Origin of the sequence: Pararobbsia silviterrae, from assembly GCF_003628125.1 — a bacterium.
GTDB lineage: Bacteria > Pseudomonadota > Gammaproteobacteria > Burkholderiales > Burkholderiaceae > Pararobbsia > Pararobbsia silviterrae.
The window spans coordinates 15,954-33,864 of the sequence record NZ_RBZU01000022.1 but is presented as its reverse complement, the minus strand read 5'-3'; the positions used below and the strand labels follow the sequence as shown (position 1 = coordinate 33,864).

Here is a 17,911-nt window from a genome sequence, read left to right as displayed (position 1 = left end):
AGAATTGACGCCGTGGGTCGTGGCGGAACAGCTTCGCGCCGGCCACTGACGATCACGACGCCGTCGTCAAGACGGCGCTCGCGACTCGCTTACGAATTTAGTGCTCGCGAAGGCGTATCTCAGCAAGCTCATGGAAAACGAGTCGGCGCGGCTATACGTGACCCAACATCATCCGGATTTGGTAGTCGAGTTCGAGTCCATCATCGCAACCGTCTCGCTCGACCAGCAGCAGTTCGGCGCGGGCGGTTAGTCGAACGCGACACGATGAGTCTCGCCGTCCCGCGCCGAGGAACAGCGTCCCCATCGAATGGCGCCGCGTATCTTTCATTGCCGGGGCTTCTTCAACCAGGACGAGCCGCCACGACATTCGCACGCCGTCCGCATTTGAGCGCATCCGTGTTCAAACGGTGCGACCTATCCTTTATAAAGTTACTGCTGCTGTATACGTAGTAATAGATAGTAGGTGGGCGTCGTTGCTGTGGACAACCAGGACAACTTGAACGACGTCATGGGCTTACGAAACGGAAAGATTCCGTATAGCCACGTGAGAACTCCTGGTAGTACGGAACAACTTTCGTGCGTCGTGCGATGACTCAGCGTTGTTCAGAAATTCGCTACAGCCAACGCCCAGGGTCATACAGGGGTTGTCCACAACCGCGTGTGAGTAACGGGCTCGTGTGCCTCGTCAACATAACGCCGTCCGTTCGATTGGCATCAGGCAGCGGAAGCTCGACGCGATTTACGCACGGCGCGCTTGAACGCTCTTCCGACCGTCCAATTCGGAGCGTTGACCAAGCTCTGTGCAACATCTGGATGTGTCGAACACAATTCGCGAATCACAGTTGTGAGCCATACGGCGACATCGGGGTCCAACGCATGCTCGGGGCCAAAATCAATCGCTGCAGGCGGCGTTTTTTTGGCTTTGCGTTTGGTTCGTTGCGCAGGCATGGCATTGAGCGTGAGCTACTTGAGCGAAGTGGGAACGTTGGCACTCGGCCATTGCTCTGGATGCTTCGTGATGTCCGACCACGTGGCACCGTGTCCCATGAGTGGTGCCACACGGTTCCATACGTACTCCGCGTCGCGGTCGAACCCGGGCGGCCCCACCAAAATGTATTGCCGTCCGCTCTCAGTGACACCGGTCCTGCTAGCTGAATCGAATGAGAGAATTCGCGTACTGACTCGCCCAACGCCATAGGGAGTCCAGAAGCCGACAAAGTGACACCCTCCTGAATCGAATCTCCGAATGGACCAGCACTCGAGCGTGATAGTGCTCGGGCCCTCACCAGGAAGGTCTACGGAAATTGCCACTGTTTTGCCTTCTCTAAAGGCGCTCGGATAGCGGACCAGCACCGCACAACATCGCCGTTCACGTTTTCGAAGTCGACGACGTGAATGGCATTCGGCGGTATCACGCAAATGGCCCGGCCAGACGCCTCAGCCGACGGTTCACCCCAACGGACAATACGTGCCAATTGTCATCTGCTCTCGCTCGCCGATTTCGAGGAATCGTGCCGATTGCAAAGGCGGTGGTCCAATTTGATTTGTCTAAACCTCGTGATGCTCAATAGATAAATTGGATTGAAACATCATTTTCGATAACTAAAACAAAAAATACCGTAGCAACTGTATAGGTGTGCGAGCAACTTGAGAGATTGCCGGCGAGCCACTCGGGAAGTGCATCTACCCGCGAGATAACGCCTCAGCGGCGGCGCTCGAGTCAGTGCGGGCGGCTCGCGTCGGCAGAGGGGGGCGACGGATTGCCCGATGGCGCTTACGTCCAGAATCCGGCGCGTACGAGACCTGTCACCGCGCACTCCTACGTCCCACTCGATGCAGGCACAAACAAGTCGTGTCCAGCTCTCGCGCCGATAATCGCGAGTCGGCCGAGGTCGGCAATACGAATTAGACCTCCACGCATAGCACCGTCAGGAAGCTGTTTTGCGCCGACCAGTTTGACGCCGGACAACAGGCGCGACAGCGCTGACGATTTCGTGTTCATTGCACGCGCCAAGTCTGCGAGCGGAACGTAGGCTTGCCTAAACTCCAGCAGTTGATGCGGCAGTACAACGCGGCAGGGCTGTCCACGCCGTTGAATGAGTTCAGACTCCAGCAGCCCCTCGTCCGCCCAATGTGAGATGGACTCCCACTTCCATCCGGTCGCCGTCGCCAATTGCTGAATCGACATGCCGGCCTCGAGAAGCGGCGTTCCGAAATACTGCGAGATGTCGGTCATCAGGAATCGCATCGTGCCCAGCGTCGAGTTATCAGACACGGCTTTGACCTTGCCGGTTGCGACGGCCTGCATCAGCGACTCGATAGCCCGTCGGTCACCCAGGCGGCGACTCGTCAGTTCCGACCATGAGAGAGTTGAGTCGCTGGCCGTTGTAACGGGTTGCGCGCATCGTCTTACTCGCTCGAACAAGTCTTCGATGGACCTGCGCTCGACAGGCCCGCCTTTCGTGAAGTCTTCGCGCCACCGGACGTCCGAGCTGATAACTCCCGCACCCTTCATACGCTCGAGGACGACCGGAGGGACGGCTGCCGCTTCGCAGGCGTCGGCGTCGGAAATCCACTCGGCACGCAGGCGCTGGATGCGGTCGACCTCTGCACTCGGCACTTCGAAGAGTTGCCCGCGCGTGCCAGTGCGCCGAGTCCGGTGCTCGCACTCACCCGCAGCAATAGCGTCGTGCAGACGAGAAACACTGATGCCGATTGCTTTTGCGACTTCGGGAGCGCGCACGTATCCCGTCGCATCCATCGCCATAGACTTGGTCGAGTCCATGCCCAACACGCAATCGGATTTCTGGGCGGCCACGTCGATGATGATTTGCAACAAAGGTTCGAGCGTCGTGCCTTGGCAAAGCTTGCGCAGACTGACGTACCACTCGCCTAGCAACGTGTTCAGCGTTCGCGCGTCCTTGCGGCCGGTGGCGATGCGTTGCTCCACGTGGCTCTTAAAGCTCGTCGGCCAGTCGCCGAGCAAGCTCTCAAGTGGCGAGAGAAACGCAATCGCTTCGGATACGGACTTGGGCATCGTCTCGCTGCGCGACAGCCCCGGGCGAGCGGGCACAGCGTACTGACAGAGTGTGCGCACGACTTTGGCCAGCACATCAAGGTCAACCCCGTGCAGGTCTGGCTTCACGTTGTCAGCGTTCAGCCCATGGTTCGCGACCAACGCCGACAACCACCGCTGTGCACGCGTTGCGGGCACGTGGGGCAAGTTCGTCAAGTCCTGACCACACAAGCACATGCCGAGGTAGACGCGCTCAGGACAGATGCGATTGCCGCAGGCGTCGCATTGGTCGATGAGCAGGATTCGATGTCGAGCGCACGCGGTAGCGTAAGTATGTTCCCAGTGTTGTCGGAGATACGGTGATTCAACCAGACAGGCGGGACACACAGCGTCCGCATGTGCGCGATGTAGACGCCCCCAGCTTCGACTACGTTCCTCCTGCTGCCGAGCGAATTCTGTCCACTCTGGTTCAAGGCCGAGGCTCCGTGCGACGTCATCCGTGCGCGTGAGCAGGGCTCGCCGCTGGCGCTCAACACCCGCTGTACTTGCGAGGTCACGCCAGTTGCACAACGCATTGCCGGCGGCGAGTCGGCGGTAATAGCCCATGCCGGATTCGTCGGCGTTGGGCGCGTAAGTAAGAACGAGGCTCAATGCTGGACTCCTTGTTTTTTGGGAACCGGAATCGACGCCGCGTTGCTGGTCATGACGTGGACGTATGCCTGCCGCAGTGCCGTCGGTTCGACGCCGGCGTTTTCGGTATCAGTGTTTTGGAACGCCAGCCTGTGCGGTGAACCCGCGTGGCTGACGGAGCCACAGGCGTTCTGGCAGTCCGAATAAGTGATGGCTCGCGGTGCTTCGTGGGCCATCAGACTCGCCAACTCACGCATGAAGTCAGCGAGCACACCTATCAAGCCGCCGGTCAACAAATAGGTCTGCTCGGTGAGCGTACGAGCGGGCACGTCAATCGGATAGGCCGCTTCGGCAAACATGCGCGCATAGTTCGCTACACACGCGTGATAAGCGACCATCTCGTGCGCCTCGCTTGCGTTGTACGGCCAGAAATCGAGCGCGGGGCAAGCGCGACGGCGCAACTGTTCGTTGGCCGAGAAGAGTCGTTCGAGGCGCGGAATGCCGAAAAGAATCAGCGATAGGTCGAGCGTGTCGGCGAGGGTCTTGAGCCAGTCGCTCGCTGCGCGCGGCGGTACCCGTGAACCTTCATCGACGAGATGCGATACCTCATCGAAAATCACAACCCGCGTGCCCGCGAGGCGAAGCTGTGTGACCATCATGTCGAACATGGCGCCCGCCGTCATGCTGCTGGCGACCTGGATGCCGAGCGCGCGTAGCACGCTCTTGGGAAGCAGCTTCGCGGTTGCAGATTGAGGTACCTCGACCACGAGCACGGGCACATGGCGTCGGCCGTCGACACGGGACTCGGGATAGCCGCGCGAGAGGTTCGCAATCAGCGAAGACTTGCCCACGCCGCTTGGCCCAGGGACCCGAATGATTTTGGGCGCGAAGCCGGCGAGCGAGTCGTCGATGCGTCGCGTGAGCGTGGAGAGATGTTCCATAAACTTGGCGTGCGGGAGTTCGCAGGTCTCGATGTTCCTACGCAGTTGTTGAGCCGGCGTCACAGCAGTTTTTCTCCGGTATTTCGGTTCACGATGTTCATTTCGGGTGCGTCGTCGTACGAGATGACGCCGGGTTGAGTGTCTTGCGACGGCAGCAACGGATTTGTCGACCGCGCGGGTCCAAACGGCACGGCTGCCGACAGGGGCCGCGCGACGGCGCGCTCGATTGCTGAGCTTTCCCTCGCACGCTGTACGGTTTCCTTGTTTTCCTCGCGCTTGCTGCGGGACTTGTGTTTTTTGCCTTTGCCTGAGTTCGTCACGGCGTCATCCAAGTCGCGTATGAATCGCAGCTTTTGGTCGGGCACCGCCCAGTCCGCGAGTCCCGCATCCATACGCTGTTTCGCCTCTCCAAATGTCCACGCCGGGGTGTCTGGACGAACGTGTTCATGTGTCAGCGCGACCAGCGGAAGGTCATCACCCTCGTGCACGTAGGCCTCACGAAAATCGTCAGGGTTGTAGACCACATGAAGTCGGGCCCCGTCTCCGTACGTATTGAGGAGATATGACATGGCGTCGCCTCGATACCTGAAACCATGCTCGAGTGAGATGCCGGTCTTGGCGCTCAACGTGCAAATCTTGTGCTCGAAGAGGGCTGAAACCCATTGACCGCGCGGCGGCGGTAGCGTGATTGGATGTCCCATCTCCTCGGTCAAATACGTCAGGCGCTCGAGCGGCGTCTTTCCCTTGACCGAGTCGACCAGCAGTTCGTCCCAACGAAGCCGCTCCAGCGGCGTGTTGACCCAGTCCTCGTAAAGCCACCGGACTATCCACTTCTCGAGCTCTTCTATCGTGAGCAACGTGTCGCCGAGCGCCACCGGGTCACGCATGCCGTCTTTTCCATCGACGCGTGTGCAGCCATCGAGACGCTGCAACGCGTCTTTGAGTGACCTGTTCAGTCGTTCGATGAACGGCTTGCCTTGGGCCTCCTTTGCTTTGCAATGCTTCACATCGATTCCCAGTCGCTCAAGGCGAACGATTCGACTGCCTTTTGTCTCCGGACCGTTGTCGAAAATGACCTGCGAGGGCGTGCCGAAGACGTTTAGCCTGTGGTCTATTCCCAACTCGGCGAACCGCGCTCGTTTGGCTGGCGTCAAATACATCTCGAGACACAGCAGCGAATCCATCTCCCGTGGTGCGCCGATGATGAGGCGCCATCCCACGGGATATCCGCTGCAGACATCGATTGCGATAATCAGATAGATAGTTCGAGTGACACCGTCTGGCGTGACCGCGACAAATGGCAGGTGTAGCGCGTCTTGCTCGATGCGAGCAAAAGGGAGTGCAGCCCGGATACGCTTCGTTGCGAACGACTTGCCCGCGACTCGATGCAGCGGGTCCATTCGGTCGTATTCGGCATCGACAGTGACCTCGCGAATCCTCGCGTTTACGAACTTGCTGCTGATAGCACGTTCGGCGAGATGCAGTCCGCGCCGACGAGCCTCACGATTGACGAACGCCGTAACGTCGAGGACCGTCCACTTCGATTCCGTGACCAGGTATTCGCGCTGGATGACGTCTTCGACAAACGCGACGAGTTCTTTCGAATATCTGGCCGTCGAATTGCCTTTGTTCTTGTCCCCTTTCAGGACCGGAAGTCCGAGCCGTTGATTGGTGTGGGCGCGATAGAGTGTCGCGCGAGATGGAAACGGGCAGACGAGTGGGACGTCGGCATTCGCTTTTAGATAGGCTTCGCGGGCGAGCGGTATCGCAGCGTCAAACGATAGTCCCCGTTGCTCGCGAATATCGTCGATACGTCGCAACGCTTCGTTGAGTAGCCGGACTTTGCTGTGCAGCGCCGGATTGTCGTATTGCGCGGCAATGCTGACGCGCGCCATCCCTTTTCGGCGCAAGACGAGTGTCCCGTCCGCAATATGCGTACGGATGTCGTCGTAGCTGACGAAGCGCGAGGCGTGCGTCTCGGAGTCGAAGACTAAGATGGCGCCGTCATGCAGATGACCATCGAGTACCTCCCAGTAGCTGTCCGTCTCGCCCGGTCGCATCAGCTTGTCCTCGGAGCGCAGGTCGGACAGCGTCATGGCTGGAGCGCCTCAATCAAGTGGAGGTGACTCAAGTCGCCATGAGCAGCCGATACCTCCAATGAGGCGCAGATGTGCTCGTGCAGGAGGTCTGCCTGCAGCACACCGGAGACCAGCAGCAGCGGAATCATGCCCGGTGCAATTTCGAGGTCCGCGCAGAGCGTCCGCTGAAGCACAGGCCCCGATTTGCAGTAGTACTCGACTCCCGCGATGATGTCCGGCGCTAGATATTCGCCGGCGCGAAGCAACGCCGGCTTCAACAGCTGGGCGTTCACGAGAACGGGGTGGCGCTCATCTGCTGGCACGACGACGATGGACAGTGGATAGCAATACGCATCCATGATTTCGCGGGCACGGTCGACCTTTGACCAGTACCGCGCGTCGCCCTCGAATCCGCTGAGCTTGACCTCGTAAGCGCGTTGCAGACCATTGTCCTGAACGGTGACGAAATCCGGGGTGTACTCGGCATCGCCCGTGCGGCCGCCGCGCATTCGGCGTGCTTCCGATACTTCCTGTGTTGTGAATAGGAGCCGCCCGCCGATGAGGTCAACGGTGAACGGCTGTTGTCTGAACGACCGAACGCGTGGGTCGATGTTCAGTAAATGAGCGACCAGGCGTTCGGCGTCCGACTCGACGGTGATGTGGCCGCCTGCCTTTTCTGCGTAAGTGCCGATTCGGGCCTTGCCATACGTACGAGCCGTAAGACGAACGCCGGCGTTTTCGCTGCTTCGGCGGCTACGCACGCCATAGGCTGGCGCGCTTTTCATTTCGCACCTCCGGCGGCGACCGTCGCTTGGGCCTCTATTGATAGTGTTTGTGTCGACATGCTCTCGTCGCAATGGTTGGTTGCTGACGACGTGTAGAACCGAGGATTTGATATCGGTCGTATACGACCGAAAAGAGTTGTGAGACTATTCCCGCGCACGAAGAACGCGTGTCTTTGCGATGTCGAGAAAGAGCGATGGAAAAGCTGCAGCGCGTGCGTGAGGGCAAGCTGGTCGACCCGTACGCAACGTGGGAAGAAGGAGTGAAGGCGCTGATTGAGGGTGAAATGGAGCGACGGGAAATCCGCTACAAGGAGCTCTCGCGGCGGCTGGAGAAGCTGGGCATCTACGAATCGGCCGACCAGATAAACCGCAAAATCAACCGCATGCGATTCTCGGCTGCCTTCCTGTTCGCGTGCCTCAGCGCGCTCGGCGTTACGACCGTCTCCCTCCACGTGCTCTGGCGGGGACGAGATTTCGACGAGTAGCCTGGGCGCTATACGCGCGACCGGAATTGCTCTCAGCCAGACCAGTTTCATGTCCCACTCCCGCTCGTACCCTCTCATAAATAGAGGGCCAGACCGGGTGCGCGGTCAATCGAATCGACGCAGACTCATTCGCAGTGCTACATACCGGCGTTGCGCCGGTCACGAGTTTACGAGGCTAGGCAATGATGGCGGAGTTTTCAAGTTTGTCGACAACGCTGAGGTCGCCAGGTTCCGGACTAGTGACCTGTGACGAATACGCGTTTGTTAGCGCGGCACTGCCGCGCAGAGCGAGCATCAATTTGTCGCGAGTATAGATGGGCTAGCGAACAGGCAATCCTCCACTTCAGACAGCATTCCCGGAGTCAAGCTGACTTGCGCGGATACAGGAGCAGCTCATTTTCCATTTTGAATGTGGTTTCTTCGTCAATTCGCTTAACAAACCGAATTTTTAATGAATTTTCGGCGACCATTACTCCGTTTTTTGTGTCGTCGAAACTGCACTGCGCCACAGAAACACCATCTAAAAATTGCAATATCTTTTGTAGCTTCGGTAAAAGAACACCGTCATCGTTTTTGAATTGCTCAAGCTCCCCGCGAAGCCATTCACCGAGAGAACGGGACAATACATACCGATGCAAGTTGTTCTTGTTTCCCTCGACTCGAATGCCAGCGATAAAAGTATCAGGAATTTCAAACGTCTGAGACGAGTTCGCACCGACCTTCAATTTTATTTTTCCCGCCAATGCAACGCTAAAAGAAGGGTCCACCGGTACGCCCACTCTTCCCAAATGACGAAGCGCTGCTTCCTTCATTTCATGGCAAAGTAGCTCGTTAAGTCGGCCTCGAACGAAATAAGCCGACCGGTCTGATAGTTCGTGCGCAGAAATCATTACCGTGCGGCTCGAATCCCATTTAACCAGCAAATAAGTCACGTCTCTGCCAATCTTCTCCCTGAGCAGATGAAAGCCGCCTGCGAACGCCTTAGCCGTCAAAAGGTCGTTCAAATTTGGAGACCGCACGACAATATCGCCTCTAACAAGCATGACTTGGTAGTCCGGACTGCAGCGTTGCAAATCGCAAGCCGGTGAGATGACAAGCAAAAGGCCGTCTTGAGCGAAGCGAGTGGAATGATTCCGCCCCCGACGACGATAATTGCTCGACGTTGCAAGCCTTTCGCCTAGGTGATTGGCGCTGTCAATACGAGCGAGTATTTTCGTCGACAGATGGCGGCGCAGCGGTCTTCGCGTTGCGCCGAACTTTCTAATCGTGTTCGACCGTCGGTCAAAAGGTCGGGGGTAGTTAAAGGCGAGTGCGGTATCACTGCGTTCAGCAATCACATCGCCGAAACGCAGTTCTGGATTTTTTTCGGCGCGATTGCGAGTTGCAAACGTGACATCCGCATAAAGGTCCAACAAGCCAGAGTTGGGTTGAACGTCGCCATTGAACGGCAAAACTTCAATATCGCTCACGCCGCGAGCGGCTGAGTGAAGGGCAAGTTCACCGCGAATTTTTGCGGCGAGTGCCTCAGAGAAAAGCCAGTTCAAATATTCTCCGAGGCCCTCGGATTCTTGCTCCAGTCGGAGGGAATGAAGCAGCGTGAGGTCATGGAGCTCGATTGAACTGATTTCATCGCGAATAGACTCTGATGCCCTGCGAATTTGACTTTGAAATGTGTCTAGATATTTGCTCAAACCGCGCATATCTTTATAGAGCTCGAGCTTACTGCCGAGGTCGCGTTGAAGCCAGTCGGCGCTCAAATCTCTTTTTTGAACAAATCGAAAGAAAGCTGATTTTAATTTTGTGGTCCGTCGAAATTGTTCCATCTTATCGAGCGGAAGATTTGATGACATTAAGTAGACAAATCGCCCCTCAGCATTACCCTGCTCCTGAACATCTCTCTCTAAGAGGTCACCGAATTCTTTAAGATTCGCGATGACGTCATCCGGGGAGGTTTGTTCAATAAAAAAATCAAGAAATATCAACTTGCAGCGTCGAATATCGTCGGACGCTGCCTGTAGATTTGGATGGCAGCGCAATTCAAGTTGTGCGTCATTTTTAAGAAAATTAGTCAACGGAATCAACTGTTTGAGTTCCGCTTGATATTGGTTGAATAAATGCGCGAATATAGGGTCGAGTACGGCAAACTCAGCCGTGTCGTTTTTGTAGAGTCCCCAAGCACGCGCGAGGTCGTTCTTGTTCTTTCTCAGCTCACGTGGAGACGTCATCCCGGGAAATTGAAGACCCGCAACCGATGTCCAGTCGTCAGTTGATACCGCACGAAGTTCTGCCCACTCAGTATCCTCAATGGAGTCGAGATTTGGGTCTTTGTAGTTATCGTCAACGATGACAACCGTTTTCGTAAATGCCTTCAAGCGTGTCGCGACGTTCATTTTGCTTTTTTATTTGTGTCGAACTTCAAAATGAAAGAGTGATGATTGCTTTTGCAGTGTGCATGTCCATGAAAGCTGAAATAATTTCACGAATGTCACAGGTTGTTTTGCGATGCCTGCCGGGAATACTCAACGCGTCGAGCGTACGAATCTTCTTGTCGAGAGTCTTCAGCTGTGCCCCGAGACCCCGCTTCATGGACACAAGTTCTTGCTCATCACCGCTATTTAACAATTGCAATGCGTTGTGCGATATGCGAGCCAATTCGTGAGCAATAAATTCCACTTGAAGACCAACGCCTGCGAGATGAACGTATTGCTCCATTTCGTCTTCGTGCTTTTCAATCGTCGCCTTTGCTCTATCCCATCCGCAGCCCGGACCGAAGTACCCACGTAGGTACTACTGCCATCGTTCGAACGAGCTCGTTACCGTTCACAAACGCCCCTAGTAGTCACGAAGGTCCGTACTATCCGCTTCTATGTCGCCCGGATTCCCGCGCCGACAGCTCTGGTGTCAGGGGGAGGCGCGGAAACAAGCTCTTGCGCGGCGCACGCGCCATGCTTTCATTCGAAAACAGCATATGGAATTCACTGCAGAACGATTTTCCGGTCATGAATCGTTTGTTTGCCGCTACGGCTGGCTACGCAAACTCTTCGACGCCGTCAAAGAGTCGTCCGAGATACTACGAAACGATTCGGAAGCTACCGAGCGATTAGGTATCGGCCGAAATATGGTTCGGTCTCTGCAGTTTTGGGGAGAGGCGACTGGTGTGATTCAAACAGCACCGGTGGATGCAAAAGGTCACGTTCCAGGACCAACGGGTCGTTTACTGTTCGGTGATAACGGGTGGGACCCGTTTCTCGAAAGACCAGAATCACTATGGTTGCTACATTGGTGGATTTGCGCGAACGCTAACATCGCCGCTTGGAACGTTGTGTTCGGAGATGCCTCGATGGCTCGGTTTGAAAAGGCGGATGAGGTCGCTGCCGGAATCGTATTCGACAAAGTTAACTCGAGAGCAGACAAATGACCGCATAGCACCACAATCAGAAGAGGCCGGACTGACGAGTCTGCTCGCGTCTTGTGTAGAGCCCGCAAAAGAGGACGGCCACCTTTATACAGTGGCCGTAACTACTGTGGTGCGACCCTGGTCAGTTATCGATGTTTGAGCTATCGAAATGTAGCGGGCAATAAATGTCTCAACGGATGTCTCTCAAAGTCTCAACTTATGACTCCCGCTACACACCCCCTCAAACATCAATATTCCCCGCCCTCAACGCATTACTTTCAATAAACGCCCGCCGCGGCTCAACCTCATCGCCCATCAGCGTCGTAAAGATCGCATCGGCCGCAATCGCATCCTCGATCCGCACGCGCAGCAACGTCCGCACATTCGGATCCATCGTCGTTTCCCACAACTGCTCGGGGTTCATCTCACCAAGCCCCTTATACCGTTGCTTCGTCACATTGCGTTCCGCATCGGTGATCAGCCACTTCATCGCACTCTTGAAGTCGCGCACGGCCATGCTGCGCTCGCCGCGCTTGATGACCGCACCTTCGCGAATCAGACCGTGGAACGTCTCCGCCGTCTTCTTGAGCTGCTGATAATCCGCCGTCAACTGAAACTCTTCATCGATCTCGGTGACCTTGATATTGCCGTGCCGATACCGCTCGATCCGCAACGAGCGCTGTTCACGATGCTCGTCATACGCCGCCTTGACGCTCACATCCGGCTTCATCGGATCGTTGCGCAAAGCCGCTTCAAGCGCAGCCGCGCTGCGCTGCGTGCTGTCCTGCGTCTCGAGATTGATCTCGACACCATCCATCACCGCCTCAAGCGCCGCCGAATCCACCAACCGGCTCACACGCTCAACCACCGCGCTCGCCAGCAAATACTCACGCGCGAGTTCACCGAGCGCATCGCCCGAAATCGGCGTGCCGCCTTCCTGCGGCACCAGCTCCGAACCCTGCAACGCAAGCTTCAACATATGCTGGTTCAGCGCCAACGTATCCTTCAGATACCGTTCGTCCTTACCCGCCTTGATCTTGTACAGCGGCGGCTGAGCGATGTAGATATACCCGCGCTCGACCATCTCCGGCATCTGACGATAGAAGAACGTCAGCAACAGCGTGCGGATGTGCGCGCCGTCCACGTCCGCGTCGGTCATGATGATGATCCGGTGATACCGGAGCTTCTCGATGTTGTAATCGTCCTTGCCAATCCCGCAGCCCAGCGCCGTGATCAGCGTCACGATCTGCTCGGACGACAACAGCTTGTCAAAGCGCGCCTTCTCGACGTTAAGCACCTTGCCGCGCAACGGCAGAATCGCCTGGAACTTGCGGTCGCGGCCTTGCTTGGCCGACCCGCCCGCCGAGTCGCCCTCGACCAGATAGATCTCCGACTTCGCCGGATCCTTCTCCTGGCAATCCGCCAGCTTCCCCGGCAAGCCGATCCCGTCGAGCACGCCCTTGCGTCGCGTCATCTCGCGCGCTTTGCGCGCCGCATCGCGCGCGCGCGCCGCATCGACGATCTTGCCGCAAATAATCTTCGCGTCAGCCGGGTTCTCCTGCAGGAAACTCTCAAGCGCCTTCGCGACGACTTCCTCGACCGGCGCACGCACTTCCGACGACACGAGCTTGTCCTTCGTCTGCGAACTGAACTTCGGCTCGGGCACCTTGACCGACAACACGCACGCAAGGCCTTCACGCATATCGTCGCCGGTCGTCTCGACCTTCGCCTTCTTCGCGATCTGCTCGGTCTCGATGTACTTGTTGATCACGCGCGTCATCGCCGCACGCAAGCCCGTCAAGTGCGTCCCGCCGTCACGCTGCGGAATATTGTTCGTGAAGCACAGCACGTTCTCGTTGAAGCTGTCGTTCCACTGCATCGCAACTTCAACACGCACATTGTCCTTCTCGCCGTCCGTATAGAACGTCGACGGATGCAGGACCTGCTTGTTCTTGTTGATGTACTCGACAAAGCCCTTGACGCCGCCGCCGAGCGCGAAATCGTCTTCCTTGCCGCTGCGCTGATCGAGCAGCCGGATCCGCACGCCATTGTTGAGGAACGAAAGTTCGCGAATCCGCTTCGCGAGAATGTCGTAGTGGTACTCGATATTGCCGAAGATCTCGACGTCCGCGAGGAAATGCACTTCCGTACCACGATGCTCGGTATCGCCGATGATCGCGATCGGCGACACGCTCGCACCGTCAACCTGCTCGATCACGCGGTTTTGCGGCACGCCGCGATGGAATTCCATGAAATGCTTCTTGCCGTCACGACGCACGGTCAGACGCAACCACGACGACAACGCGTTCACGCACGACACGCCCACGCCGTGCAGACCGCCCGACACCTTATAGCTGTTCTGATCGAACTTGCCGCCCGCGTGCAACTCGGTCATCACGATCTCGGCCGCGCTGCGCTTCGGATCATGCTTGTCGTCGAGCTTGATGCCGGTCGGAATCCCGCGGCCGTTGTCGACGACGGAAATCGAGTTGTCGGCGTGAATCGTCACGAGAATATCGTCGCAATAACCCGCGAGCGCTTCATCGATCGAATTGTCGAGCACTTCGAATACAAGGTGATGCAGACCGGTACCGTCGGAGGTGTCGCCGATATACATGCCAGGCCGCTTGCGCACGGCCTCGAGGCCCTCAAGAATCTGGATCGACGAGGCGCCGTAGTTGCCTTCGGCTTTCTGGGATTGCTGTTCGCTCATGGGTATCTTCCGGTTCTGCAAGGCGCCGGATCGGACCTTTTGGGCCATTTCCGGTATCGCTTAGAAACGCCAAAGGGGCGCAGGGCCCCTTGTGACGAATCAACTCAAAGTTCGCACTCCGCGCTCAGATGCGCATCGGCATGACGACATATTTGAATGTGTCATTGTCAGGAATCGTGATCAGCGCGCTCGCCGTCGAATCACCAAGCGAGATCTGCAGCGTCTCGACCTTCAGATTGGCGAGCGCGTCGAGCAGATAGGTCACGTTGAAACCGATGTCGAGCGAGTCGCCGTCATAGGCAATCTCGAGTTCTTCCTGGGCCTCTTCCTGATCGGCATTCGTCGACAGGATCTTCATCTGACCCGGACCGATCAGGCAACGCACGCCCTTGAACTTGTCCGAGGTCAGAATCGCCGCGCGCTGCAACGAACGCTGGAGCTCGTCGCGGCCGATCGTGAAGGCGTTCTTGTAACCCTTCGGAATCACGCGCTGGAAATCGGGGAACTTGCCTTCGACAAGCTTCGACACCAATTCGACGCGGCCGAACGTGAACTTCGCCTGCGTCGCCGCGATCTCGATCTTCAAGGGATCGTCGGTGTCTTCAAGCAAGCGCTGGAGTTCGAGGATCGTCTTGCGCGGCACGATGACTTCCTGACGCTGGAACGACTCGTCGAGCTCGGTCGCCGCATACGCGAGCCGATGCCCATCGGTCGCGACCGCCATCAGCTGCTTGCCGTCCACGACGAGCAGCATGCCGTTCAGGTAATAGCGGATGTCCTGCTGCGCCATCGCGAAGTGGACCATGCCGAGCAACTGACGGAAGCGCTTCTGCGGCAAGTCGAGCACCGCGCCATAGTCCTTCGCCTGCGCGACCGTCGGAAACTCGTCGGCCGCCAGCGTCTGCAGCGCGAAGCGGCTCTTGCCCGATTGGACGGTCAGACGCTTGTCCGACAATGTGAGGCTCACTTCTCCGTCGGGCATCGCGCGCAGGATGTCGAGCAGCTTGCGCGCCGCAACCGTCGTCGACGCCTGGTCGTTACCGATGCCGAACCCGGCTCGCGTGGTGATCTGTAATTCGAGATCGGTCGATAGGAACGAAACGTCCGCACCCGCTTTCGTGATCAGCAGGTTCGCAAGAATCGGCAGCGTGTGTCGGCGCTCGACGATGCCGCTGACGGTCTGCAGTGGCCCCAAGAGATTGTCTCGTTCGGTCTTGACCAATTGCATAGAGATCCTTTGATTTAGACGCTCGTTCGCTCTGTGCGGCGCTGCAGCAAAAATTGCCGCGCGCCGGCCACACTAATCCTGTATTTTGCCCTAAAAAACGGCTGGCCCAGCAAATTTGGGGCCGAGCCGGTCAGGATTCGTTCGGAGGCTTGCTCCGCAAGCGTTTTCAGCCCCTCGCCGGGCGCCCGGCATGCGCCGCTTCCCGGGGCCGGACGTCAGCCCTTGAGGGTCTGCTCGAGCACGTGCAGTTCGTGGTTGAGCTGGGCGTCCTTGCTGCGCTCCTCGGCGATCTTGCGCACCGCGTGGAGCACCGTCGTATGATCGCGCCCGCCGAACAGGTCGCCGATCTCGGGCAGGCTCTTCTGCGTGAGCTCCTTCGCGAGATACATCGCGATCTGCCGCGGCCGCGCGATATTCGCGGGGCGCTTCTTCGAATACATGTCGGCGACCTTGATGTTGTAGAAGTCCGCCACGGTCTTCTGAATGTTTTCGACCGAAATCTGGCGGTTCTGGACGGTCAGCAAATCCTTGAGCGCCTCGCGCGTGAGCTCGATCGTGATGTCGCGGCCGTGGAACTTCGAATACGCGAGGATCTTGCGCAAGGCGCCTTCGAGCTCGCGCACGTTCGAGCGCAGATGCTTCGCGACGAAGAACGCGACGTCCTCCGACACCTGCACGCCCTCCGACTGCGCCTTGCGCATGAGAATCGCGACGCGCATTTCGAGTTCGGGCGGTTCGATCGCGACCGTCAGACCCGAATCGAAGCGCGAGATCAGCCGGTCGTCGATCCCGCTGATTTCTTTCGGATAGGTGTCGCTCGTGATGATGACCTGCGCCTTGTTCGCGACGAGCGCCTCGAACGCATAGAAGAACTCTTCCTGCGTGCGCGACTTGCCCGAGAAGAACTGGATATCGTCGATCAGCAGCAGGTCGAGCGAATGGTAATAACGCTTGAATTCGTCGAAGGCCTTGCGCTGGTACGCCTTGACGACGTCCGACACGTATTGCTCGGCGTGGATATAGCGGATCCGCGCGCCGGCCTTGTCGACGAGCAACTGGTTGCCGATCGCGTGGATCAGGTGGGTCTTGCCGAGGCCCACGCCGCCATAGAGAAACAGCGGGTTGTACGAGACGCCCGGGTTGTCGGCGACCTGGATCGCGGCCGCGCGCGCGAGCTGATTGGCCTTACCGGTCACGAAGTTCTCGAACGTCAACACGGGGTTCAGCTTCGAGCGCTCGTAGGTCGACGTGCTTTCGCCGTTGGACGACGTGGCCGCCGGACGCCAGGTCCGGCGCGCCGCCGCCGCTTCGCTCGCGTCGACGCTCGGCAGATCGGAATCGGCGTCGCCCAGCATCGCCACCGTCGCGGCTGCGGCTTCGGCGATCGCGGCATTGGCTTGCGCGACACTCGCGGGCACGCCGGAGGCGGGTGCGGCCGGCGCGAGCGTGACGGTGCCGGTCGCGCCCTTCAATACAGGCGCGCTACCCGTGTGCGACGCCGCGCCGCCCGCGGTGAAGCCGGCCTGACGCTGCCCGGCCTTCGGATCGAGCACGAACTGGACGTCGACCGATGTCTTCCAGAAATCGCGGGCAAGATCGCTGATGCGTCCCGAGAACTGGCTCTTGACCCAGTCGAGCTTGAACCGATTCGGCGCGGCGATCGACAGCGTGTTCGCATCCGAGTCGAATGCAACGGGCGCGAGCGGCTTGATCCACGTTTGAAACTGTTGTGGCGTCAGCTCACGTTCGAGCAGCGTCGAACAGTGTTCCCAGAATTCATTCATTGATGCGGTCTTGTTGTATGCCGGTCCGGAAAAGTTCCGGTGCGGCGGGGTCTCAGTGCCCACGGCGAACTCGCGCAGCGCCCGCCGCACCACGATTCGAGCGGCGATGCGGCGGCCTCGGTGTTGTGGATAAGACAACGCCGACGTGCGGATTGGTCGTTCAGGATGAGCGCGATTCTAACGCCAAAATCCGGCCCGGTGGACAAGTTATCCACAGGGTCGGATCACGCGGACGCGGGCATCCGCGTCGAGGCCTTTGTGCGGCGGCGGATCGCGGCGCACGCTCGCGATCCGCCGCCCGCCGTGCAACTTACTTGAGTAGGCCGGTCCGGCTGCGGCGCGATCCGCCCGCACGGCCGACAAGGCTGGACCGGGTGAACACACAAGGCTACGCCGCGGCGCGGCGTCGGCCGATGCGGTCACGGAATCGACGCCAAGCCGGGCGGATGATCCGTGAGCCCCGCGGCGTCCGCTGCCGAGATCGACGTGGCCGACGCCCCACGGCGGGCGACGTCGAGGCCGAGGTTGGGGCAGGGACGGAGGCAGAGGCAGAGGCAGAGGCAGAGGCAGAGGCAGAGGCAGAGGCAGAGGCAGAGGCAGAGGCAGAGGCAGAGGCAGAGGCAGAGGCAGAGGCAGCCGGGCGGGTGACGGATGCGGCCCCGTCCGATGTCGCGTCCCGACGCTGGAGAAGCCGTCCCGCACGCCCCCGCTGGGCCATTGGGCGCCACGCCGGGCCCTATTTCGGCCGCCGTATTGCGCGAGTCGCTGCCTAAGCTATTGACGGCCCAGAGGAAAACGGCTTAAATAACGGGTTCCCGCGAAAGCCACTGCACCAACCACCTCATGGGCCGTGC

11 protein-coding genes are annotated in these 17,911 nt (G+C 58.5%); 2 read left to right on the top strand and 9 right to left on the bottom strand.

The window, feature by feature from the left end; all coding sequences use genetic code 11:
• Positions 1 to 1,819 precede the first annotated feature (1,819 nt).
• From D7S86_RS28145 to D7S86_RS28130, 4 genes are read right to left on the bottom strand one after another with little or no spacing between them, the layout of a single operon-like run.
• Positions 1,820 to 3,667 (bottom strand): TniQ family protein, encoded by a 1,848-nt coding sequence (locus D7S86_RS28145; RefSeq protein ID WP_121091448.1) that lies wholly within the window; start codon positions 3,665 to 3,667, stop codon positions 1,820 to 1,822.
• Positions 3,664 to 4,587, bottom strand: coding sequence for a TniB family NTP-binding protein (locus tag D7S86_RS28140; RefSeq protein ID WP_240648441.1), 924 nt, complete (start codon positions 4,585 to 4,587; stop codon positions 3,664 to 3,666). Before D7S86_RS28140 ends, D7S86_RS28145 begins: the two co-directional genes overlap by 4 nt.
• 59 nt (positions 4,588 to 4,646) lie before the next feature.
• Complete coding sequence (locus tag D7S86_RS28135; protein WP_121091446.1) at positions 4,647 to 6,683, bottom strand: integrase catalytic domain-containing protein; 2,037 nt, start codon at positions 6,681 to 6,683, stop codon at positions 4,647 to 4,649.
• Entirely contained in the window at positions 6,680 to 7,450 is a 771-nt protein-coding gene (locus D7S86_RS28130) for a hypothetical protein (RefSeq protein WP_121091445.1), read from the bottom strand. Before D7S86_RS28130 ends, D7S86_RS28135 begins: the two co-directional genes overlap by 4 nt.
• Before the next feature lie 194 nt (positions 7,451 to 7,644).
• Between D7S86_RS28130 and D7S86_RS28125 the strand changes: the two genes are divergently transcribed.
• Positions 7,645 to 7,935 carry a DUF6471 domain-containing protein gene (locus tag D7S86_RS28125; protein ID WP_121091444.1) on the top strand — a complete coding sequence of 97 codons (291 nt, stop codon included), beginning with the start codon at positions 7,645 to 7,647 and terminating at the stop codon, positions 7,933 to 7,935.
• Positions 7,936 to 8,297: 362 nt separating this feature from the next.
• Here D7S86_RS28125 and D7S86_RS28120 read toward each other — a convergent pair whose 3' ends face one another.
• Entirely contained in the window at positions 8,298 to 10,325 is a 2,028-nt protein-coding gene (locus D7S86_RS28120) for a hypothetical protein (RefSeq protein ID WP_121091443.1), read from the bottom strand.
• 25 nt (positions 10,326 to 10,350) lie between these two features.
• Positions 10,351 to 10,647, bottom strand: coding sequence for a hypothetical protein (locus D7S86_RS28115; RefSeq protein ID WP_121091442.1), 297 nt, complete (start codon positions 10,645 to 10,647; stop codon positions 10,351 to 10,353).
• Positions 10,648 to 10,903: 256 nt separating this feature from the next.
• On the opposite strand from D7S86_RS28115, the gene D7S86_RS28110 reads away from it, so the two are divergent.
• Complete coding sequence (locus D7S86_RS28110; RefSeq protein ID WP_121091441.1) at positions 10,904 to 11,353, top strand: DUF4007 family protein; 450 nt, start codon at positions 10,904 to 10,906, stop codon at positions 11,351 to 11,353.
• Positions 11,354 to 11,573: 220 nt separating this feature from the next.
• Here D7S86_RS28110 and gyrB read toward each other — a convergent pair whose 3' ends face one another.
• The 3 genes from gyrB to dnaA all read right to left on the bottom strand — a co-directional run bounded on the left by gyrB (position 11,574) and on the right by dnaA (position 17,057).
• The gene (gyrB, locus tag D7S86_RS28105) at positions 11,574 to 14,045 is read right to left on the bottom strand and encodes a DNA topoisomerase (ATP-hydrolyzing) subunit B (RefSeq protein WP_121091440.1); all 2,472 of its coding nucleotides are present in this window, start codon (positions 14,043 to 14,045) and stop codon (positions 11,574 to 11,576) included.
• Between the two features lie 124 nt (positions 14,046 to 14,169).
• Positions 14,170 to 15,273 (bottom strand): DNA polymerase III subunit beta, encoded by a 1,104-nt coding sequence (dnaN, locus tag D7S86_RS28100; protein ID WP_121091439.1) that lies wholly within the window; start codon positions 15,271 to 15,273, stop codon positions 14,170 to 14,172.
• Positions 15,274 to 15,488: 215 nt separating this feature from the next.
• Positions 15,489 to 17,057 (bottom strand): chromosomal replication initiator protein DnaA, encoded by a 1,569-nt coding sequence (gene dnaA, locus D7S86_RS28095; protein WP_121091438.1) that lies wholly within the window; start codon positions 17,055 to 17,057, stop codon positions 15,489 to 15,491.
• Between the last annotated feature and the right edge of the window lie 854 nt (positions 17,058 to 17,911).